At 72.3% G+C, this 20645-nt stretch carries 18 protein-coding genes; 4 read left to right on the top strand and 14 right to left on the bottom strand.

Annotated elements, in window-relative coordinates; all coding sequences use genetic code 11:
* Positions 1-35: 35 nt before the first annotated feature.
* From AC6CCG_RS06385 to nirB, 6 genes are all read right to left on the bottom strand, one after another.
* Positions 36-1559: an FAD-dependent oxidoreductase gene (locus tag AC6CCG_RS06385; RefSeq protein ID WP_496653634.1), complete on the bottom strand. Its 1524-nt coding sequence runs from the start codon at positions 1557-1559 to the stop codon at positions 36-38.
* Positions 1556-3664, bottom strand: coding sequence for a molybdopterin oxidoreductase family protein (locus tag AC6CCG_RS06380; protein ID WP_496653633.1), 2109 nt, complete (start codon positions 3662-3664; stop codon positions 1556-1558). Before AC6CCG_RS06380 ends, AC6CCG_RS06385 begins: the two co-directional genes overlap by 4 nt.
* Positions 3665-5038, bottom strand: a complete 1374-nt coding sequence (locus AC6CCG_RS06375; protein WP_496653632.1) for an MFS transporter — start codon at positions 5036-5038, stop codon at positions 3665-3667.
* 78 nt (positions 5039-5116) lie between these two features.
* Positions 5117-6295, bottom strand: coding sequence for a uroporphyrinogen-III synthase (locus AC6CCG_RS06370; RefSeq protein WP_496653631.1), 1179 nt, complete (start codon positions 6293-6295; stop codon positions 5117-5119).
* Positions 6292-7353, bottom strand: a complete 1062-nt coding sequence (cobA, locus tag AC6CCG_RS06365; RefSeq protein ID WP_496653630.1) for a uroporphyrinogen-III C-methyltransferase — start codon at positions 7351-7353, stop codon at positions 6292-6294. Before cobA ends, AC6CCG_RS06370 begins: the two co-directional genes overlap by 4 nt.
* A complete protein-coding gene (nirB, locus tag AC6CCG_RS06360) occupies positions 7350-9830 on the bottom strand; it encodes a nitrite reductase large subunit NirB (RefSeq protein WP_496653629.1) in 2481 nt (826 codons plus the stop codon). Before nirB ends, cobA begins: the two co-directional genes overlap by 4 nt.
* A gap of 163 nt (positions 9831-9993) precedes the next feature.
* Here nirB and nirD point away from each other — a divergent pair, with 163 nt between their 5' ends.
* Entirely contained in the window at positions 9994-10362 is a 369-nt protein-coding gene (gene nirD, locus AC6CCG_RS06355) for a nitrite reductase small subunit NirD (protein ID WP_496653628.1), read from the top strand.
* A 30-nt stretch (positions 10363-10392) separates the two neighbouring features.
* Here the strand turns inward: nirD and AC6CCG_RS06350 are convergent, their stop codons facing one another.
* Positions 10393-11568, bottom strand: a complete 1176-nt coding sequence (locus AC6CCG_RS06350) for a protein kinase domain-containing protein (protein ID WP_496653627.1) — start codon at positions 11566-11568, stop codon at positions 10393-10395.
* A gap of 52 nt (positions 11569-11620) precedes the next feature.
* On the opposite strand from AC6CCG_RS06350, the gene AC6CCG_RS06345 reads away from it, so the two are divergent.
* From AC6CCG_RS06345 to AC6CCG_RS06335, 3 genes are all read left to right on the top strand, one after another.
* Positions 11621-12775 carry a GDSL-type esterase/lipase family protein gene (locus tag AC6CCG_RS06345; protein ID WP_496653626.1) on the top strand — a complete coding sequence of 385 codons (1155 nt, stop codon included), beginning with the start codon at positions 11621-11623 and terminating at the stop codon, positions 12773-12775.
* An 87-nt stretch (positions 12776-12862) separates the two neighbouring features.
* Positions 12863-13606 carry a DedA family protein gene (locus AC6CCG_RS06340; protein WP_496653625.1) on the top strand — a complete coding sequence of 248 codons (744 nt, stop codon included), beginning with the start codon at positions 12863-12865 and terminating at the stop codon, positions 13604-13606.
* A 148-nt stretch (positions 13607-13754) separates the two neighbouring features.
* On the top strand, positions 13755-14120 hold the full coding sequence (locus tag AC6CCG_RS06335) for a hypothetical protein (RefSeq protein WP_496653624.1): 366 nt from the start codon (positions 13755-13757) through the stop codon (positions 14118-14120).
* 61 nt (positions 14121-14181) lie between these two features.
* Here AC6CCG_RS06335 and pdxA read toward each other — a convergent pair whose 3' ends face one another.
* The 7 genes from pdxA to AC6CCG_RS06300 form a co-directional block, all read right to left on the bottom strand.
* On the bottom strand, positions 14182-15216 hold the full coding sequence (gene pdxA, locus AC6CCG_RS06330) for a 4-hydroxythreonine-4-phosphate dehydrogenase PdxA (protein ID WP_496653623.1): 1035 nt from the start codon (positions 15214-15216) through the stop codon (positions 14182-14184).
* Positions 15213-16424 carry a four-carbon acid sugar kinase family protein gene (locus AC6CCG_RS06325; protein WP_496653622.1) on the bottom strand — a complete coding sequence of 404 codons (1212 nt, stop codon included), beginning with the start codon at positions 16422-16424 and terminating at the stop codon, positions 15213-15215. Before AC6CCG_RS06325 ends, pdxA begins: the two co-directional genes overlap by 4 nt.
* Positions 16421-17188 (bottom strand): DeoR/GlpR family DNA-binding transcription regulator, encoded by a 768-nt coding sequence (locus AC6CCG_RS06320; protein WP_496653621.1) that lies wholly within the window; start codon positions 17186-17188, stop codon positions 16421-16423. The genes AC6CCG_RS06325 and AC6CCG_RS06320 overlap by 4 nt, the downstream gene beginning before the upstream one ends.
* Before the next feature lie 71 nt (positions 17189-17259).
* Positions 17260-17670 carry a VOC family protein gene (locus AC6CCG_RS06315; protein WP_496653620.1) on the bottom strand — a complete coding sequence of 137 codons (411 nt, stop codon included), beginning with the start codon at positions 17668-17670 and terminating at the stop codon, positions 17260-17262.
* A gap of 38 nt (positions 17671-17708) precedes the next feature.
* Positions 17709-18503 (bottom strand): glucosaminidase domain-containing protein, encoded by a 795-nt coding sequence (locus tag AC6CCG_RS06310; RefSeq protein WP_496653619.1) that lies wholly within the window; start codon positions 18501-18503, stop codon positions 17709-17711.
* A 27-nt stretch (positions 18504-18530) separates the two neighbouring features.
* The gene (locus AC6CCG_RS06305) at positions 18531-19325 is read right to left on the bottom strand and encodes a peptidoglycan-binding protein (protein WP_496653618.1); all 795 of its coding nucleotides are present in this window, start codon (positions 19323-19325) and stop codon (positions 18531-18533) included.
* Between the two features lie 156 nt (positions 19326-19481).
* Entirely contained in the window at positions 19482-20444 is a 963-nt protein-coding gene (locus AC6CCG_RS06300; RefSeq protein ID WP_496653617.1) for a heme o synthase, read from the bottom strand.
* Positions 20445-20645 lie beyond the last annotated feature (201 nt).

Raw genomic sequence — 20645 nt, 5'->3', positions numbered from 1 at the left:
GATCGGCAGTTTCCCATGATCGTCGCAGCCCTCCTTCAGCGCTGGGGTTGTCGGTCCTCGAGCAGAGCGGCGATCTTGCTCCGGCAGCCGCCGCAACCGGTGCCGGCGCGGGTTTCGCGGCCCACGTCGGCGACGGTACGGGAGCCGGCGACGATCGCGGCCTCGACGGTCTCCTTGGGCACGCCGTTGCAGCGGCAGACCGGGGCGCCGGAGGGCTCGTCGCCGCCGTCCGGGCCGTCGCCGCGGAGCAGCAGCGAGCGGTCCCAGGGCAGTTCGGCCCCGGTGTCGTACAGCCAGGCCAGTTCCGCCCCGGCGTTCGGCATGCCGAGGCTGACCAGGCCGGTCAGCCGCCCGGCCCGGGTGATCATCTTCACGTACCGGCCGTGCGCCGGGTCGAGCCACTGGGCCACCTCGAGTCCCGGCGTCCAGGGGCCGGCCAGGGTGTCACCGGCGGCCACCAGATCAAGATCATCGGCCTTCAGCTGGATCATGCCGTCGATGCCGGTGCCCACCCGCGAGGGCGTACCGTCGATCAGCCGGTCGGCCAGCGCCTCCGCCTGTTCCCAACCGGGCGCGATCAACCCGGCCGGGGCCGAGGTCTTCAGCGGGCGCTCGGCGCACTCCGGACAGTACGGACTCTCAGCACACCGCACCTCCGCGCAGTCGCCGATGGCGAAGATCGACTCCGTACCCCAGCAGGCGAGATCATGATCGACGAGGATCCCGTTGTGACAGCGCAGCCCGGCCGCCTCGGCCAGCTCGGTCCGGGCCAGCGCTCCGCAGGTCAGCACCAGCTCGTCGCCGCGGACGAACCGGCCGTCGGAGAACTCGATCCCGGTGAACCGGCGGCCATGATCATCGGACTCGCTGAGCAGGGCCCGGCAGATCACGTCGGACACGACGAAGACACCGGCGGCCCGGAGCGACTGCAGCAGCAACCGGCCGCCGTCGGCGTCGAGCGCGCGGGCCATCGGGTACGGGCCCGAGTGGATCAACGTGGCGTCGAGCCCGGCCCGGGCCAGGCCGAGCACCAGTTCCAGGCCCAGTACGCCGCCGCCGAGGACGACGATCCGTCGGTCGGCCGCCACCGAGTCGCGCAGCCGGTCGGCATCGTCGAGGGACCGCAGCACCTGCACGCCGCTCAGCTCGCGCCGGTCGATCCGGCCGGAGAGTCCTTCCAGGGCAGGAACGTAGGCGCGGGCTCCGGTCGCGAACACGAGCCGGTGCCAGCCGATCACCTCACCACCGGCCAGCACCACGGTCCGCGCCTCCCGGTCGACCTCGGTGACGACGGCACCGAGCCGTACGTCCACGCCGTCGCCGATCAGCTCCGCCGCATCGGACAGCCAGAGCGAGGCCCGGGTCGCGACGCCGGTGGCCAGTTCGCCGATCATGACCCGGTGGTAGGCCGGTTCCGGCTCTGCTCCGATCACGGTGATCGCGAACTGCTCCGGCTCGCCGGCCGCCCGTCGACTCCGGTTGGCCGCGCGCAACCGGTCGATCAGCCGGGCCGCCACCGGGCCGAAGCCGATGATCACCACGCGTTCCGGTCCGTTCACTCCGCCACCTCCACAGGCTGAATGTCCATCGGCGCGTCGACCGCGATCAGCTCGACCCGGACCGAGGCGACCTTGAACTCCGGCATCCCGGACACGGGGTCGGTCACCTCCGTGGTGAGCAGGTTCGCCCGCTGCCGGTCCGGGAAGTGGAACGGCAGGAAGACGGTGTCGCGCCGGATCGCCCTGCTGTAGGCGGCTCGGACCTGGCACTCGCCACGGTCGTTGTGCAGCCGGACCCGGTCGCCGTCGCCGATCCCCAGCGCGGCCGCGGTCGCCGGGTGGATCTCGAGCATCGCCTCCGGCCGGGCCGACGCCAGCTCCGGAACCCGGCGGGTCTGGGCCCCGGACTGGTAGTGCTCGAGCAGCCGCCCGGTGATCAACACCAGCTCGCCACGCCGGTGCAGCCGGTCGGCCGGTCCCCGGTACTCGACGGTGATCAACTTCGCCCGGCCGTTCGGCGTCGGGAAGCCGTCCGCGAACGGTCGCGGTGTCGACCGGCCGCCCTGCGGGTACGGCCAATAGCAGGCCTCGCCGTCGTCCAGCCGCGCGTAGCTGATCCCGGAGTAGTCCGCGCGACCGCCGGCGGACGCGCGCCGCAGTTCGTCGAACACGGTCTCCGGATCATCGCTGAAACCGGTGGTCTCGCCGAGCCGACGGGCCAGCTCGGTGAGGATCCACAACTCGCTGCGCGCCCCGGCCGGCGGCGGTACGGCAGCGCGGCGCCGGATCACCCGGCCCTCCAGGTTGGTCAACGTGCCGTCCTCCTCGGCCCACTGGGTGACCGGCAGCACCACGTCGGCGAGCCGCGCCGTCTCGGACAGCACGAAGTCGGACACCACCAGGAAGTCCAGCCCGCGCAGCCGTTCGCCGACCGCCAGCGAGCGCGGCGCCGACACGACCGGGTTGGAACCGTGCACCAGCAGGGATCTGATCCCGCCCGGCTCGCCGATCGAGGCCAGCAGCCGTACCGCGGGGAGGCCGGGGCCGGGCAGCCGGTCGGCCGGCACGCCCCACACCTCGGCGACCGCGGCCCGCGCGGCCGGGTCGGTGATCAGCCGGTAGCCGGGGAGCTGGTCGGCCTTCTGACCGTGCTCGCGACCGCCCTGCCCGTTGCCCTGACCGGTCAGGGTGCCGTAGCCGGAGCCGGGCCGGCCGACCAGCCCGAGCACCAGGGCCAGATTGATCGCGGCGGTCGCCGTGTCGGTCCCGTCGGCGTGCTGCTCGACGCCACGGCCGGTGATCACGTAGCTCCCGGCCCGGGACGCGAGCAGCCGTACGGCCTGCCGGATCAGCGTCGCCGGCACCCCGGTGACGGTCTGGGTCCTGGCCGGGTGCCAGCCGGCCACCGACCGGGCCAGCGCTTCGAAGCCCTCGGTCCGCGCGGCCAGGTAGTCATGATCGACCAGGTCCTCGGCGATGGCGATCCTGATCATGCCGAGCAGCAGGGCGAGATCGGTCCCCGGCACCGGCTGCAGGTGCAGTCCGCCGCCGTCCGCGGTCAGGTCCGCCGTCGCCGAACGGCGCGGGTCCACGACGATCAGGCCGCCACCGGCCCGGATCCCGTCCAGGTGCTGCACGAACGGCGGCATCGTGTCGGCGACGTTGGAGCCGAGCAGCAGCAACTGACCGGCCTGATCGAGATCGGTGACCGGGAACGGCAGCCCGCGGTCCAGGCCGAGCCCCCGGTTCGCCGCCGCCGCGGCCGACGACATGCAGAACCGGCCGTTGTAGTCGATCATGGCCGTACCGAGCGCGAGCCGGGCGAACTTCCCCAGCAGATAGGCCTTTTCGTTGGTCAGCCCGCCGCCGCCGAACACCCCGTTCGCGTCCGCCCCGTACCGGGAGCGAAGGTCGGTCAACCGCTCGGCGATCAGGTCCAGCGCGGTGTCCCAGGACGCGACCGCGAAGCCGCCGCGCCCATCGGCGATCAGCGGCTCGGTCACCCGGTCCGGCGCGCCGAGCACCGCGGCCGACGTCCAGCCCTTGCGGCACAGCCCGCCGCGGTTGGTCGGGAAGTCGCGGCCGGCCACCTCGACCCCGGCCGCGCCCGGAGCCAGCTCCATGCCGCACTGCAGCGCGCAGTACGGGCAGTGCGTCGCCGCCATTCAGATCCGCCGCGCGGCCATCGGCGAACCCGGCCGCAGGTAGCAGAACCAGGTGATCGCCAGCATGATCAGATACGCACCGGCGAAGCAGCCGAACGCCAGGTCGTACCCCTTGGTCTGCTCGTACGAGATCCGCAGCACCTGCGGGATCACGAAGCCGCCGTACGCGCCGATCGCCGAGACGATGCCGAGCGACGCCGCCGCCAGCCGTGCCCCGCTCATCCCGCCGGCGGCATGGAAGACCGCCGGCAGCATCCGGTACGTGGAGCCGTTGCCGACGCCGGTGGCGATGAAGAGGAAACAGAAGCAGGCCAGGAAGATCCAGAAGTTGCCGGACCTGATCGCGAAGATCGCGCCGGACACGCCCAGGGCCAGCGCGACGAACGACAACGCGGTCAGCCGCGCGCCACCGAACCGGTCGGCCAGCCGGCCGCCGAACGGCCGGGCGAGCGAGCCGACGAACGCGCCGAGGAAGGCCAGCGACACGGTCGCCGCGCCGACCTTGAAACCCGAGTAGGACGGGAACGCGTCACTGATCAACTTCGGGAACACGCCGGCGAAGCCGATGAACGAGCCGAAGGTGCCGATGTAGAGCACCGCGATGATCCACAGGTGCGGCTGCCGCAGCGCCGCCAGCGAGGCCGCGACATCGGACCGCGCACCGGACAGGTTGTCCATCCGGCGCCAGGCGCCGATCACCGCGACGATGATCAACGGGATCCAGACCAGGCCCGCCATCGGCAGGTTCACCGCCGCGGCCGCGCCGATCGTGATCACGATCGGCACCACCAGCTGCCCGACCGACGCCCCGAGGTTGCCGCCGGCCGCGTTCAGGCCGAGCGCCCAGCCCTTCTCGGTCCGCGGGAAGAAGTAGGTGATGTTGGCCATCGACGAGGCGAAGTTGCCGCCGCCGAATCCCGCCGTGGCGGCGATCAGCAACATCACCGGGAACGGGGTCGACGGATTCGCCACCGCGAGGGCCAGGCCGATCGCCGGGATCAGCAGCAGCAGGCCGGACACGATGGTCCAGTTCCGTCCGCCGAACCGTGCCACCGCGAAGGTGTACGGGAACCGCATGGTCGCTCCGACCAGGCTGGGCAGCGAGATCAGCCAGAAGATCTCCGAGGTGCTGAACCGGAACCCGGCGGCCGGCAGCGACACCACCACGATGCTCCACAGTCCCCAGACCACGAAGCCCAGGAACTCGGTGAAGATCGACCAGCGCAGGTTCCGGTGCGCGATGGCCCGGCCGCCGTTGGCCCACTGGACGGTGTCCTCCGGGTCGTAGTCGTCCAGCCAGCGGCCGGGCCGCCGGGTCGGGGCGACCGCCGTTGCCGTCCGGGCCTGACCGGCCGCATCGATGTCGAGCGCCATCTCGTCTCCTCGATGATCATGGAACTGCTGCCTGACCTCAGGCTAGGAAGGCGCCGTGTCGGGCTGGGCGCGATCGGGTCACGACCCGGTTAGCTCTTGCGCACAGTCGGTTTCGGGGGCTGTGAGGCGACGGACGTTCATCCGGTAACCGCGCTTGATCACCGTGCTGATCAAGCCGGGCACGTCGAGGTTCCGGCGCAGCCGGCTGATCGCGACCTCGAGTGCGTGGGTGTCGGTCTGATCGTTCAGCCCGTCGATCAGCTGGTCCCGGGACAGCACCGCCGACTCGGCGTCGGCCAGGCGGCGGAACAGCGCCAGTGCGGTCGGGCCGAGCCGGACCTGCCGGTCGCCGACCCGGACCGTCTGGCCGCGCAACTCCAGCACCTCCCCGCCGGCGCCGACCACGGATCGGTACCGCCGCACCCGGTCCCGGTTCAACCGGTCGCAGACCAGCCGGATCAGGGCACCCATCCGATACCGGTCCGGGGTGATCACGTCGATCCCGGCCTCGATCAACGGTGCCGCCGTGACCGGGCCGACCGCGACGGTGATCACGTCGGAACGCAACGCGGCGAGGAACTCCGGCCACCGGCCACCGGCCCGGGCCAGCGCCAGGGTGGCATCGGCAGCCGGCGCGCTGGTGAAGGTGAGCGCGTCAAGAGCCCGGTCACAGACGGCGTCGACCAGTCGCTGCGAGCGATCGTCGCCGGTCACCGACGTCCACCGGTACGGCGCCACCGTGTGCACCGCGGCACTGGCCTCGCGCAGCCGGGCCAGCTGGACCTCGTCCGTGTAACCGTGCAACTGGATCCCGACCCGGCTGCCCGGTCCGCCGGCGATCACCGCGTCGACCAGCGAGGCCGTCGTCTCCGCATCGCTGAGCGACGCCTCGTCCAGGCCGGCGGCCCGGATCGCGCCGAGCGCCTTCGGCCCGCGGGCCAGCACCCGGGACCGCTCCAGGGTGTCGATCAGCTCCGCGCCCAGGCCGGCCACGTCGGCCACCTCGAGCCAACGGTGCATCCCGTAGCCGGTGGTGATCAGGACGAACTCGGGCCGGGCCGCGATCAGCTGCCGGGTGTCCTCGATCAGCGACGCGTCCGACTCGTTCACCGCGATCCGCAGCGACGGCGCGTGCAGCACCTCGGCACCGCGCCGTTCCAGCGCGGTGATCAGGTCCTCCGACCGCCGGTCCGACGTCACGCCGACCCGGAATCCCTGCAGGGCGGGGATTCCGGACGGCGTCGGGGTGAGGCTCATGCCTGGCCCAGGCCGGCCGTGACCAGCAACGGAGCCAGGTCGGCGTGGGCCCGGACCACCTCGCCGACGATGATCACCGCGGGCGACCGGACCCCGATCCGGGCCGCCTCGCCGGGCAGCGTGCCGATGGTGCCGAACGTGGTCCGTTGCCCCGGTCGCAGGCCGCGCTCGATCACCGCGGCCGGGGTGTCCGGCTCCAGCCCGGCCCGGACCAGCCCGGCACCCAGCTGATGCAGGTTCGCCACCCCCATCATGATCACCAGCGTGCCGCCGGCCCGGACCAGCGCGTCGAACTCCTCGTCGGACAACGCCTCGTGGCCGGAGATCACGGTGAAGGACCGGCTCACCCCGCGCTGGGTGACCGGGATGCCGGCCGCGCCCGGTACCGCGATCGCACTGGACACGCCGGGCACCACCCGGACCTCGATCCCGGCCCGGCGGCAGGCCTCGACCTCCTCGCCGCCTCGCCCGAAGACGTACGGATCGCCGCCCTTGAGCCGGACCACCGAGGCGCCGCTCCGGGCGTAGCGAATGATCAACTCGTTGATCCGGTCCTGCCCCACCGGATGGTGGTACGGCCGCTTCCCGACATCGACCAGGGTCGCGCCCGGGGCCAGCTCGGCCAGCCGCTCGTGCGGCGCCAGCCGGTCGTACAAGATCACGTCGGCATCGGCCAGCGCCGCCCGGGCCGCCATCGTGAGCAGGTCCTCCGGGCCCGGCCCGCCGCCGACCAGGGTCACCCGGCCGTCCGCGCCGGCTGCCGGTTCGAGCACCGTCGGCACGCCCAACCGACGGCACTGCTGCCGGATCGCCGCCACGCGCCCGGACGGCAACCCGGGGTCGCCGTCGATGATCACGCACCGGGCCGGCGGCACCTGGGCCACCGGCAGCAGGGCCAGCCGCCAGGCGACCGGGTCGTCGCTGTGCGGCAGTTCGGACGCGCCGACCCGGCGGACCCGGGCGCCGGCCGCCCGGTAGCGCCGGTCGGCCCGCCGGCCGGTGGACTCGGAGCCGATCAACAGCACCACGCTGCCGGTCAGGTCCAGTTCGCCGATCATGACCGGCGCCCGATCGCCGGGCCGGAGATCAGGGGCGGACCGGACGCCGCTGCGGCGGGCGCGTTGACGAACGGCCGGAACCGGCGCAACCGGTCCGGGTCCGCCAGCGTCGCCGCCCACTCGTCGACATAGCGGTCGACGTGATCGGCCATGGCCGCCTCCAGTTCCTCGGCGATCCCGAGCGAGTCGTCGATCACCACCGACTTGACGTGATCAAGACCGCCGTCGATCGAGGCCAGCCAGGCCGAGGTTCGCTGCAGCCGGTCCGCGGTGCGGACGTAGTAGATCAGGAACCGGTCGATGTAGGAGACCAGCGTGGCGGTGTCCAGGTCGGACGCGAACAGGACGGCGTGGGCCGGCTGGAAGCCGCCGTTGCCGCCGACGTAGAGATTCCAGCCGGCCTCGGTCGCGATCACCCCGACGTCCTTGCTGCGGGCCTCGGCGCACTCCCGGGCGCAGCCGGAGACGCCGAGTTTGATCTTGTGCGGCGCCCGCAGACCGCGGTAGCGCAGCTCCAGGTCGACGGCCAGGCCGACCGAGTCCTGGACGCCGAACCGGCACCAGGTCGAGCCGACGCAGGACTTCACGGTCCGGACCGCCTTGCCGTAGGCGTGACCGGACTCGAAGCCTGCGTCGACCAGCCGGCGCCAGATCTCCGGCAGTTGCTCCAGCCGGGCCCCGAACAGGTCGATCCGCTGCCCGCCGGTGATCTTGGTGTAGAGCCCGTACTCCTCGGCGACCTGGGCCAGCACGGCCAGCTTCTGCGGCGTGATCTCGCCGCCGGGGATCCGCGGCACCACCGAGTAGGTGCCGTCCTTCTGCAGGTTGGCCAGCGCCCGGTCGTTGGTGTCCTGCAGGCCGCCGCGACCGCCGTCCAGGATGTACGCGCCGCCCTGACTGGCCAGGATCGAGGCGACCACGGGCTTGCAGATGTCGCAGCCGCGGCCGGTCCCGTAACGGTTCAGCACCTCCTCGAACGACGTCAGGCCGAGCACCCGTACACCGTCGAACAACTCCTGCCGGGACGAGGCGAAGTGCTCGCAGAGCGCTGTCGAGACGGTGATCCCCGCCTTGATCAACTCCGCGTCCAGGGTCCGCTTCAGGATCGGCACGCAGGAACCGCAGCCGGTGCCGGCCCGGCTGCACTGTTTCAGTTCACCCAGGTCCGTACAGGCATCCTCGTTGATCAACTTCTTCACGGTGCCGACCGGCACGTTGTTGCAGGAGCACAGGATCGCGTCGTCCGGCAGCTCGGTCGCCGGCCGGTCGCCGCCCGCCACCGAGAGATAGCGGCCGGGCGGCTCGGGCAGGTCCCGGCCCAGCAGCGGCCGCAACGACGGATAGGGATCCGCATCGCCGACGAAGATGCCGCCCAGCAACGTCTTGGCGTCCCCGGTGACGATGATCTTCTGGTAGAGCCCGCGCGCCGGGTCCGCGTACACCACCTCGAGACAGCCCGGCAGCTGCCCGAACGCGTCGCCGAACGAGGCCACCTCGACCCCGGAGAGCTTCAGCTTGGTCGCCGTGTCGAAGCCGGCGAAGCGCGCATCGCCGCCGGTCAGCCGGTCCGCGACCACGTCGGCCATCGCGGTCGCCGGCGCCACCAGGCCGACGGTCCGGCCGTCGAAGCAGGCCACCTCGCCGATCGCGAAGATCGCCGGGTCCGAGGTACGGCAGCAGTCGTCGATCACCACGCCGCCCCGCTCCCCGACCGCCAGCCCGGCCTGCCGGGCCAGTTCGTCCCGGGGGCGAACACCGATCGCGATGATCACCAGATCCACCGAGAGTTCCCGGCCGTCGCTCAGCTCGACCCGGCGGCCGGCGCCGTCGACCCGTACCTCGGTCGGGTAGACGTCCAGCAGCACGGTGTGACCGGTGTCCCCGATCAGCCGGCCGAGCGCCTCGCCGCCGCCCTGGTCGAGCTGGGTGTTCATCAGCCAGCCGGCCGCGTTCACGACGATCGCCTCGGCGCCGAGCTCGGCCACGCCGCCGGCCGCCTCCAGGCCGAGCAGGCCGCCGCCGACGACCAGCACCCGCGGCTTCCGCCCGAGCGTCTCGGGCAGCGTGCGCAGCTCGCCGCGCAGCCGGTCGACGTCCTCCAGCGTGCGATAGACGTGGCAGTCGCCGGCGCCGGTGATCGGCGGCACCAGTGGGTAGGACCCGGTGGCCAGGATCAGCTCGTGGTAGGCGTGATCGGCCGCCGTCGTCCTCACGTAGCGGCGTTCCCGGTCGATCTCGGTGACCCGCTCGCCGGTGCGCAGCGTCACGTTCGGGTGCTGCCACAGGCCGGGATCGCCGAGGGTCAGGTCGACGTCGCCGGTCAGCCGGCGGGACAGCGCCACCCGGTCGTACGGCGCCCACGGCTCCTCGGTCAGAACCATGATCGACAACTCGCCGGCCGGATCGCCGGCCACGAGTCGTTCCACGCATCGCTGGGCCGCGGGTCCACCGCCGACCACCACTACTCGTCGGGTCATGGCTCGACGCTAAGCAGCCGCGATTACCCGGCCATTTCCCCGATGTAACCGCGGCATGACAGCGATCACACGGTGCACGCTCCGGGCTGTGAGGAGGCCGTAACGCTGCTGATACGAAGCAGCCATCCGCCCGCAACAACCCCACGCCTACGCTGGCCGCACCATGATCACGATCACTGAACCCGTGGCCACCCGGACCTGGATCCCGGTGTGCCGGCTGGACGACCTCGAACCCGGTTGGGGCGAGGCGGCGTTGATCATCGACGATCACGGCGCCGCGACGCAAGTGGCCCTGTTCCGGTTGGACGACGGCGAGGTGTACGCGACCTCGAACACCGATCCGCACACCGGCGCGGAGGTGATGGCCCGCGGCATCGTCGGGTCCCGCGGCGAAGCGCCGACCGTCGCCTCCCCGCTGCACAAGGAGATCTACGACCTCCGTACCGGCGTCGGACTGTCCGCTCCGGAACTCGCGCTGCGCAGCTATCCGGTCCGGATCAACGGCGGCGCCGTCGAGGTCGGCCTCGACTGAACGGTCCCGGGCGGGCCCCGAGCAAGATCATCAACGGCAGGCCTGCCGGGCGTGCTGCTGGATCCGGCCGAGCGTCTCCGCCGCGCCGGAGAGGTCGCGCCGCATGGCGGCCGCGGCCTCGACCACCCGCGGGTGGGCCCGGTCCGGGTCCGCGGCGTACTCCTCCCAGCTGGTGCCCGTCTCCGTCAGCGCCGCCTCGAAGGCGAGCAGCGGATCGTCCAGGCTGGCCCAGTCGGCGGCGACCTCCGGCGGCGCCAACCGGCGGATCGTGTGCACCGCCGACGTTCCCCGGCGCAGATCCTGCGGGTCCGAGGCCGACAGGCCGCTGAGCGCCTCGCCCTGCTCGACCAGCCCGGTGCAGTAGGCGGCCGGAGCCGACGCCACCGGCTGACCGGAGGACGGCCGGCCTGGCGTGCCGGCGGCGAGACCCAGCCCGAGCAGCGCGGCCAGCAGGACCGCTGCCGCGGCCGCGACCCAATGCCACCGTCGCCGCGCGGGCACTGCGGCGGCGGCCCGCGGGCGATCGGCCTCGGTGACCGCGGCCCGCAGCGCCTCGGCGAACGCCGGCGGATCCGGCCAGCGCCGGTCCGGGTCCGGGTCCAGCGCACGGGCGATCACCTCGCCGACCGGCCCCGCGGGCCCGACCTCGTCCGGTGGCCCGCCGAACAACCGGTACGCGACGGTCCCGAGCCCGTACACGTCGGCCCGAGCGTCGGCCTGGCCGGGAGAGGCCGGCTCGGCCGGGACGGGATCCGCGACCAGCACCCGCCGGCCTCGGTCCGGGTCCGAGCACAGCAGCAGCGTCTGCGGCCTGACGTCCCGGTGCACCACGCCGGCAGCGTGCAGGTCCGCCAGTCCGCGCGCCGCCTGGTCGATCAGGTCAACGGCTTCCGTCGGCGCCGGCGTTCCGTCGGCGAGGAGGTCGGCGACCGTGCCGAGGTCGGCGTAGCCCAGCACCCGAAAGGGAGTGCCGTCGGCGGTCCGGCCGAGGTCGTACACCTCGACGACGTGGTCCGATCGCACGGCCCGGAGCATCCGCGCCTGGTGCAGGAAGACTTCGCCGAGATCGGCCCGGCCCTCCGCCGGCGTCCTGACCGCCACGTCGGCAGCGAGAACGTCGTCGCGATACAGCCAGACCGTGGCGAACGCGCCGGAGCCGAGCCGGCGGACTCGTCGCAGCCGGCCGAAGGTCTCGGGCAGCGGCACCCGTACGATTCTGCCGCAGTGACGTCGACGATCCGGGAGGGACCAGCGAATCGTGATCACCACCCCGATCACCGCGGACCTGATCCGCGGCGCCGTCGAGCTGGAGACCACCGAGCACGGCCTGCTGCCGCACCGGCTGCCGCGGCACGCCCGGCAGCGCGGTGTCACCGAGGAACTCGGCTGGACCGAGACCCAGCCCTCGGGGGTACGGCTCGCGTTCCGCACCGCGGCCACGGTGATCGAACTGGACGCCCTGCCGACCAAGCGCGTCTATCCGGGCGCACCGCCGCGCCCGGACGGCGTGTACGACCTCGTCGTCGACGGCGCGCTCGCCGGTCAGGCGAGCCTGGCCGAGGGCAACGCCTTGATCACCGACCTGTCGACCTGGACGACCCGGCTCGAGCCCGGGCCGGCCGGCACGGTCCGCTTCACCGGCCTGGCCGGCGGGGTCAAGGACGTCGAGCTCTGGCTGCCGCACAACGAGGTCACGGAGGTGATCGCACTCCGTACGGACGCCGGGGTCGAACCGGCACCGGACCGCGGTCGCCGGGTCTGGCTGCACCACGGCAGCTCGATCAGCCACGGCTCGAACGCCGACCATCCGACCGGCACCTGGCCCGCCGTGGCGGCGGCGCTCGGCGGCGTCGAGTTGATCAACCTCGGCCTCGGCGGCAACGCCCTGCTGGATCCCTTCACGGCAAGGACGATGCGGGATGTCCCGGCGGACCTGATCAGTGTCAAGCTCGGGATCAACCTGGTGAACGCCGACCTGCTGGGACAGCGCGCGCTCGGCCCCGCCGTGCACGGCTTCCTGGACACGCTCCGGGACGGCCACCCGGACGCGCCGCTGCTGGTGGTCTCGTCGATCCTGTGCCCGATCCACGAGGACGTCCCGGGCCCCAGCGCGATGGATCCGGCCGGGCTGGCCGAAGGGCGGCTGAGCTTCGTCGCGACCGGCGACCCGGCCGAGCGGGCCGCCGGCAGGCTGTCGCTGACCATGATCAGGTCCGAGCTGGCCGGGATCGTCGAGCAGCGCTCGGCCGCGGATCCTAACCTGCACTACCTGGACGGCCTGCTGCTGTACGGCGACGGCGACACCGCCGAGCTGCCGCTGCCCGACGGGCTGCATCCGGACGCCGCGACCCAGCGCCGGATCGGGGAACGCTTCGCCGCGCTCGCCTTCGCCGACGGCGGCCCGTTCGGTTGAGCCGCCCGTCGGGACCTGCACACTGCAGGCCCGACGGTGACAGCACGCAGGTGCCGCCGACGCCGCGGCGGGGGCAGGCTCGGCAGCATGAGCAGCCTTCCGTTCGCCGAGCAGGGTCGGCGCTGGGTGCCCTGGCAGGGCCGGGCCACCGCAGTCGACGTCGCGCTGATGGCCGCCATCGGCGGGGTGATCGTCCTCGGGCTGGTGGTCCGGCCGCTGCGGCCGTTCCTGATCGCCTCGAACCCGGTACTGCTCGAGTTCCTGGGTGGCGGGCTGGCGGAGATCGGGACCGCCGCAGCGTTCGCCCGGATCGGCGAGCTGCCGTTGTGGCTGGCCATCGTCGCCGGCGTCGCCGGCATGATCAAACTCGACTGGCTGACCTGGTGGGCCGGCCGGCAGTGGGGCCTCGGCATCATCAACTTCTTCACCACCAGCGAGCGGACCAAGCGGTTCGCCGAGAACGCCCGGCAGCTCAATCCCTGGCTGCTGTGGCTGGCCGTGGTGCTGGCGCCGCTGCCCGGGGTGCCGAGCCCGGTGATCTTCGCGCTGGCCGGCTGGACCCGGATGCGGCTGATCCCGTTCCTGCTGCTGGACGCGCTCGGGTCGCTGTTGATCACCGGGCTGGTCGCCGGTCTCGGCTACGGCTTGGGCCAGCACGCGGTCGATCTGGTGCTCACCATCGACCGGTACGCATCGCTGGTCAGCCTGATGATCATCGGTTTCGCACTGACCGTGCCACTGATCAGGAAGCTGATCAAGAGGCTCCGCAGGAAAGAGGTCGGTCGGCTCTCAACCGGGCCTGCGGGTACCCAGGAGAGCCGACCTGGGTGAAACTCTAGCCGACCGAATCCCAGCTGATGATCAACACCGGCTCAGGAATTCCCTAAGTGATGATCATGCCCCGGCAACGGTTCGCTGGACCCGCTGTCAGTGGCCCCGCGTAGCGTCCCGCTGACGGTACGACGAGAGGAGCAGACGGGTGTACGACGGGGCCATCATCATGGAGAGCCTGCGGGTCGGGACGAGCCTGGAGGCGTTCCCGCTGATCACGCGCCGATTGAGCCGCTACGCGGTGAAGACGGCGTCGGCCGACCAGCCGCCGGTGTGGACCGAGTTCGTGTTCGAGGTCGCCGACGAGCACGCGGTGGAGCTCGCCGACGCGCTGGCCGAGGTGCTCGACCAGCCGGGCTGGTATGCCGATTTCCACAACGACGAGGAGATCTTCGTGATCTTCCCGGGGCGGGTGTTCCGCTACCGCCGGGGTGATCAGCTGGCCCGGGCCGAGGCGCAGGAGCACGGCCGGACGCTCCGCGTACCGGAGCCTCAGTTGGACTGGACCCACTGATCGCCTCCGCGCACTGAGCCTGTCGAAGCGCCTAGCCCGGTCGGGCTGACCTTCGACGGGCTCAGGGACCGAGGCGCCGGCGGCCGAGTCCGGCGGCCTGGCGGAGTGCCTCGATCATGCTGTCGGCCGAGGCCCGGCCGGTGCCGGCGATGTCGAACGCGGTGCCGTGGTCGACCGAGGTCCTGATCACCGGCAGGCCGACGGTGATGTTGACCCCGGCCTCGATGCCGAGCACCTTGACCGGGCCGTGGCCCTGGTCGTGATACATCGCCACGATCAGGTCGTAGTCGCCTCGGCCGGCCAGGAAGAAGGCGGTGTCGGCGGGCAGCGGCCCGCGGGCGTCGATCCCGTCGGCGCGGGCGGCGGCGATCGCCGGTTCGATCTTGGTCGCCTCCTCGCCGTACCCGAACAGGCCGTTCTCCCCCGCATGCGGATTGATCGCACAGACCCCGATCCGCGGCCGCTCCAGGCCGGCGCCGAGCATGGCGTCCTGGCCGCGCCGGATGGTGCGTTCCACCAGGCCGGGTTCGATCATGGCGATCGCGTCCAGCAGCCCGACGTGGGTGGTCACGTGGATCACCTTGACCTTCGGCGTGGACAGCATCATCGACACCTCGGGCGTGCCGGTCAGGGCGGCCAGCAGTTCGGTGTGGCCCGGGAAGACGTGGCCGCCGGCGTGCAGCGCGGCCTTGTTGATCGGCGCGGTGCAGATCGCCGCGACCTCGCCGCGCTGGGCGAGTTCGGCGGCGACCCGGATGAAGTGGTACGCGGCGTCGCCGGCCACCGGGCTGACCTCGCCCCAGGGCAGGTCGGCCGGCACCAGGCCCAGGTCGATCGTGTTGATCACGCCCGGGGCGAACCGGGCCTGCGCCGGCTCGTCGATGGTGATCACCTCGACCGGCACGGCCAGGATCTCGGCCGCCTGCCGCAGCCGGGCCGCGTCGCCGATCACCACCGGTCGGCAGAGCCTGGCCACCTCGGCCGCGGGGCCGTCGCCGCGCAGCGCGCCGACGCAGATCTCCGGCCCGACGCCGGCCGGGTCGCCCATCGTCACCGCCACCAGCGGCGGCTCGTTCCCGGTGTTGATCATGGTCATGGGTGGTCCTGTCGGGTCGGGGCGGACAGTCGGTCGAGGATGCGGACCAGCGAGTCGGGTCCGCCGAAGCTGCCGGGCCGGGTCACCAGCCACCGGCCGTCGGCGGTGCGCAGCTCGACGGCACCGTGGTGGATCTCGCCACACAGGTCCAGCGCGGCGACGCCGAGCCGGTCCAGCACGGCCCGGGCGGTGTGGCCGCCGGTCAGCACCAGGGAGGCGTCGGTGCCGGCGATCACGCGTTCGGTGAGCGCGGCGAGTTCGGCGACCAGGCGGGCGTCGTCGGGCTCGTTCGCCTCGCGGCCCGGCGCGAGTTCGGGGAGCCGCAGCACGGCCGGGCCGCCGCCGGCCAGCTGGGCCCGCACCTCGGCCGCCGTCCGGTCCGGCCAGCCGCCGGGATCGTGCGGCCGGGTCCAGACCCGGGTGCCGGGCGCCGCGGCGGTCAGCGACTCGAGCTGGCCGGTGACCGGCGACGCTGCCGTACCGACGACGAAGAGGACGGCCGGCCGAACGCGCGCTGAGCCTGTCGAAGGGCCGAGTCCGAGCGGGCCTTGCCCTTCGACAGGCTCAGGGCCCGGAACGGCGAGCCGGCGGGCGAGGGCAGCGACCAGGCCGGCCGAGCCGGCGTAGCGAATGCCGGGCAGGGCCACGCTCGCCGCCACCACTCGGTCCAGCGCCGCGTCGTCGGTGGCGTCGCAGAGGGCGATCCGCCCGGCCTGCGCGGTCTGCGCAATCCGGTCCGCCAGTTCGGGCACCGCGAGCTCGGGCAGCACGGCGGTCGGCAGCGGAGCGAGCAGGTCGGGCAGCGGACGAGCTCCGATCAGCCGGCCGTCGTCGGCCCGGCGGGCCGCGCCGCCCACGACCACCCGGCCCTGGACCGGCAGGGCGGGCGCACACACCAGCGGATACCGGTCCGGTTCGAGGGCCGCCAGGTGGGCGACCAGCCGGCCCCGCAGCATGGAATCGAGCTTGGCGACCAGCATCGGTGCCGGCGCCGCCCGGAGTGCGGTCCGGACCCGCTCGCCGGCTTCGTCGGCCGGCCGCTGCCGGGTGTCCGTGTCGACGGTCCAGATCGTCGTGCCCGGGACGGGCCGGGCGTCCGGCCGGAGGCCGATCCCGACCGTGCCGGCGAAGCCGTACCGGTGGAAGACGGCGGCGCTCTCGACGGTGCCGGTCAGGTCGTCGCCGACCACCGTGACCCGGAGCGTCACGACGGGCCCGGCGTCGGGACCAGGACGACCTCGATGCCGGCGGCCCGGAACTCCGCCACCACGGAGTCCGGGGCCGCGTCGTCGGTGACCAGGGTCCACGGGCGGTCCAGTCGCGCCCAGGCGTGGAACGGCCGGTGGTTCAGCTTGGCCGCGTGCGCGAGCACGTACACCTGGCGGGACCGGCGTGCCATCAGCTCCTTGAGCCGGGTCTGTTCGGGCTCGGCCTCGCAGAGGCCGCCGTCGCTGGTCACCCCGTCGGCGCCGAGGAACGCGACGTCGAAGCTGAGCCGCTCCAGGGCCGCCTCGGTGAGCGGGCCGACGAAGGCGTCGCTGAGGGCCCGGACCCGGCCGCCGAGGCAGACGGTGGCGACATCCCGCCGGCCGTGCAACTGGCCGATCACCGGAATACTCGCCGTGGTCACGGTGACCCCGAGACCCGCCGGCAGCTGCCGCGCCACCAGGGCCACGGTGGTGCCGGCGTCGAGCAGCACCGAGGCTCCCGGCTCGATCCGGCCGGCGGCCCACAGTGCGATGGCCCGCTTGGCGTCCGCGGCCTCGCCGCCGCGCTGCCGCAGCGAGGTCTCCGGTACCGCGATCGCTCCGCCATAGGTGCGGGCCAGCCGCCCGCTGTCGCTCAGTCGGGCCAGGTCGCGCCGGATCGTCGACGCGGTGACCCCGAACCGGCCGGCCAGGTCGTCGACGCCGGCCGGCCCGTGCTCGGTCGCCAGCCGCAGGATCTCCGCCCGTCGTTGCTCAGCGCCCACCCGCTCAGCCTAGCCCGTGTTGCGCAAATCACGCAGCTTCGGCTGCGCGTTATGCGCAGCCCGGGGAGGGGTCAGCGGACCTCCTGGATCCGGATCTGATTGCCGGCCGGGTCGCGGAAGGCGCAGTCACGCACCCCGTACGGCTGCTCGGTCGGCTCCTGGATCACCTCGGCGTCGGCCGCGCGTACCTTCTCGAACGTCGCATCCAGATCCGGCGTCGACAGCAGGATCCAGCCGTAGGTGCCCTTGGCCATCATCGAGGCGATGGTCCGCCGCTCGTCCTCGGTGACTCCCGGATCGGCGCCGGCCGGAGCGAGCAGGATCGAGGTGCCGGGCTGCCCGGGCGGGCCGACGGTGATCCAGCGCATCGTGCCCCGGCCGACGTCGCTACGCACCTCGAACCCGAGCGCGTCGCGGTAGAAGGTCAGCGACGCCTCCGGGTCCTGGTGCGGCAGGAAGCTCGTGTCGATGGAGATCTGCATGGCGACAAGCTACCCCGCCGCACCCGGCGAAGCCCGCTTCACGCGAGCAGCTTGGCCCAGGTCTGCGGACCGACGACACCGTCGGCGGTCAGCCCGTTCTTGGACTGGAAGTCGATCACCGCGGCCTTGGTCCTGGCACCGAAGACGCCGTCGACCGTGAGCCCGTACGAGCCCTTGCTGTTCAGCAGTTGCTGGGACTCACTGACCGCGGCACCCTTCGAGCCTTCCTTGATCGTCGGCTTGCTCGGCGTACCGCCACCGACGTTGTACTGATAGAGGTCGTACTTCTGCATCATCGAGATGATCTTGTCCGAGTACGCCGGATCGGTGGCGTAGCCGGCCTTGTGCACCTCGCGGATGAACTGGTCGGGATTGCCGGTGTGATCGAAAGCGGCGGCGTAGCGCGGCCGGTTCCGCAGGAAGTGGCCATGATCACGGAACGAGTCGGTGGCGCTGGCGTACCCGCGGAACAGGGCCACCTCGTCCCAGCAGTTGCCCTGCGGATCGCACTCCTGGGTGACCTTCTCGATGCAGCGGTTGGAGATCGGTCCGTTGTCGGTGCCGCACTTGATCCCGAAGTAGGCGTTGCCCTCCTTGGTCAACGACGACTCACCCCAGCCGGACTCCAGCGCCGCCTGCGCCATCGCCACCGACGCCGGTACGCCGAACTCACGCTCGCCGGCCTGCGCCGGGTCCTTGGCGGCGGCGAAGAACGTCGCCGGGTCCTCGGCGCGCGCCGAACCGGTCGCCCCGACGATGATCATGCCGGCCACCAGCGTGACCGCGGCGACACCCCCGAGGATGACGCCCATGATCGACTTCTTGACTCTCATGATCGTTTCTCCTCTCGGCGGGCCCGGTCAGGCGAGCAGCTTCTCCCAGGTCTTCGGCCCGACGATACCGTCCGCGGTCAGCCCGTTCTTGGTCTGGAAGTCGATCACGGCGGCCTTCGTCTTGGCGCCGAACACGCCGTCGACGACGAGGCCGTAGTTGCCCTTCGCGTTCAGCGCGGTCTGGGCCCGCTTCACCGCCTCGCCGGAGCTGCCCTCCTTGATCGTCGGCGGGGGCGGCGGGGTGCCGCCGATCTTGGCCACCAGTGCGTCGACGGCCGGGTCGCCGGGCGGCTTGTTCAACTCGAAGTGCATCTCGTCGGCGGTGCCGGAGTAGTCGCCGCCCCAGCGCACCACACCCTCGCAGTAGTTGAGGATGGCGCGGATGGCCGACACCTGGGCCGCGTTGAAGGTGCCCCGGCTGCCCTGCGGGTGCTTCGGCGCGTTGAAGTCGAGCGCGGTGCCGCTGGCGTGGTTCGACAGCGTGGTGCCGCCACCGATGGTGCGGTAGTTGAAGCCCCAGCAGCCCGGCGTGATCAGCGCCTCGACCGTCTCGACGTACTGCCGGGCGACGAAGCCCAGGATGGTCTCCGGCGCGCCGGGTGCGACGCCCTGCGGGAACTTCACGCCGCCGACGTTGAAGTCCCGGTTCACGGCCAGGTTCTCGGCGGCCGGCCAGCCGTTCTGGGAGGTCGCCGCGAACGCCGGCGAGACGCCGAGCGCTCCGACGCCCGCGACGCCGAGCCCGGCGATGCCGACGCCACGGAGGAAACCGCGTCTCCGCAGGGTCCCGGTCGGCTGGGTGGTTTCGTGGTCAGTGCACATCGTTCGTCTCCTCGCAGTCGAGCCGAAAAGTTGCCTGTACCTGAGAGTCAACCCTGCGGAATGGGCGGTCCGCTACCCCTGGATGCCACAAATTCACCTGGAATGCGAATTCCGCGCCAGGAGTTTCCCCGGTGCTCTCGCACCGCGATCGTCGGGTCAGCCGAAGATCAGCGGGTCCACTGCTGCGGCGACGAAGAGCAGGGCCAGGTAGGAGTTGGACCAGTGGAACAGGCGCATCGGCTTCAGCGCGGCGTCGGTCCGGCCCTGCGCGGCACGCCGGACCAGCAGCGTGGCCTCGACCATCAGCGCGGCGCCGAGCACGCCGGCCACCAGCGGGTAGAGCCAGCCGGTGCCGGCCACCGGCCAGAGCAGCAGCGACATGCCGACCGTGGCCAGCGAGTAGATCCAGATCCGCTTCGCCACCACCGGGGCCGACTTGACCACCGGCAGCATCGGCACCTCGGCCGCGGCGTAGTCCTCGCGGTAGCGCATGGCCAGCGCCCAGGTGTGCGGAGGCGTCCAGAGGAAGACGACCCCGAACAGGATGAACGGCGCCCAGTCCAGCGACCCGGTCACGGCGGTCCAGCCGATCAGGGGCGGGAAACAGCCGGCGATGCCGCCCCAGACGATGTTCTGCGAGGTACGGCGCTTGAGCCAGAGCGTGTAGACGAAGATGTAGAAGGCGTTGGCGCCCAGCGCCAGGAACGCGGACAGCCAGTTCACGAGCAGGCCGAGCCAGAGCGTCGACACCACGCCGAGCACGGCGCCGAAGATCGTGGCGGCCCGCGGACCGACGGCGTGCCGCGGCAACGGCCGGCGCCGGGTCCGGCGCATCCGCTCGTCGATGTCGCGGTCCAGCACGCAGTTGAAGACGTTCGCGCTCGCGGCGGCCAGGGTGCCGCCGACCAGGGTCAGCGCGACCAGCGCGAGCGACGGGATGCCCCGCGCGGCCAGGAACATGGCCGGCACCGTGGTGACCAGCAGCAGCTCGATGATCCGGGGCTTGGTCAGGCCCACATAGGCCGCGAGCACGTCGCGGACGCGGACGGCCGACTGGTCCGTCTGCGGGTCGGATCGGGGCTCGGTCGCGGTCGGACCGGGCACCTCGACGCTCGTCACAGACTTGTCTCGCTCACTCGTACTCGGGGGTCAACGACTCGGCGGAAACCGCTACGGTGGGCAGTCCGCCTCCGGCAGTCTAGGGTCCCTCGTCGGCGGGCGCACACTCGGCCCGGCGACCCGTGTCCACACCTCCGCCCTGGCACGACGCCGAGGTGCGCTCCGAGTAGGCTCAGGCCTGATCGAAGGCCCGACCGAGCA

The organism is Microlunatus sp. YIM B11417 (assembly GCF_059617205.1).
The sequence above is the reverse complement of the archived record's forward strand: the minus strand, read 5'-3'. Positions and strand labels throughout refer to the sequence as shown.

What these genes read in the sequence shown, in the direction of transcription:
- AC6CCG_RS06315 (WP_496653620.1), bottom strand. Translation starts at nt 17,670, where the DNA reads ATGCAGATCTCCATCGACACGAGCTTCCTGCCGCACCAGGACCCGGAG.
- AC6CCG_RS06380 (WP_496653633.1), bottom strand. Translation starts at nt 3,664, where the DNA reads ATGGCGGCGACGCACTGCCCGTACTGCGCGCTGCAGTGCGGCATGGAG.
- nirD (WP_496653628.1), top strand. Translation starts at nt 9,994, where the DNA reads ATGATCACGATCACTGAACCCGTGGCCACCCGGACCTGGATCCCGGTG.
- AC6CCG_RS06305 (WP_496653618.1), bottom strand. Translation starts at nt 19,325, where the DNA reads ATGTGCACTGACCACGAAACCACCCAGCCGACCGGGACCCTGCGGAGA.
- AC6CCG_RS06310 (WP_496653619.1), bottom strand. Translation starts at nt 18,503, where the DNA reads ATGAGAGTCAAGAAGTCGATCATGGGCGTCATCCTCGGGGGTGTCGCC.
- AC6CCG_RS06375 (WP_496653632.1), bottom strand. Translation starts at nt 5,038, where the DNA reads ATGGCGCTCGACATCGATGCGGCCGGTCAGGCCCGGACGGCAACGGCG.
- cobA (WP_496653630.1), bottom strand. Translation starts at nt 7,353, where the DNA reads ATGATCGGCGAACTGGACCTGACCGGCAGCGTGGTGCTGTTGATCGGC.
- AC6CCG_RS06370 (WP_496653631.1), bottom strand. Translation starts at nt 6,295, where the DNA reads ATGAGCCTCACCCCGACGCCGTCCGGAATCCCCGCCCTGCAGGGATTC.
- pdxA (WP_496653623.1), bottom strand. Translation starts at nt 15,216, where the DNA reads ATGACCATGATCAACACCGGGAACGAGCCGCCGCTGGTGGCGGTGACG.
- AC6CCG_RS06340 (WP_496653625.1), top strand. Translation starts at nt 12,863, where the DNA reads ATGAGCAGCCTTCCGTTCGCCGAGCAGGGTCGGCGCTGGGTGCCCTGG.
- nirB (WP_496653629.1), bottom strand. Translation starts at nt 9,830, where the DNA reads ATGACCCGACGAGTAGTGGTGGTCGGCGGTGGACCCGCGGCCCAGCGA.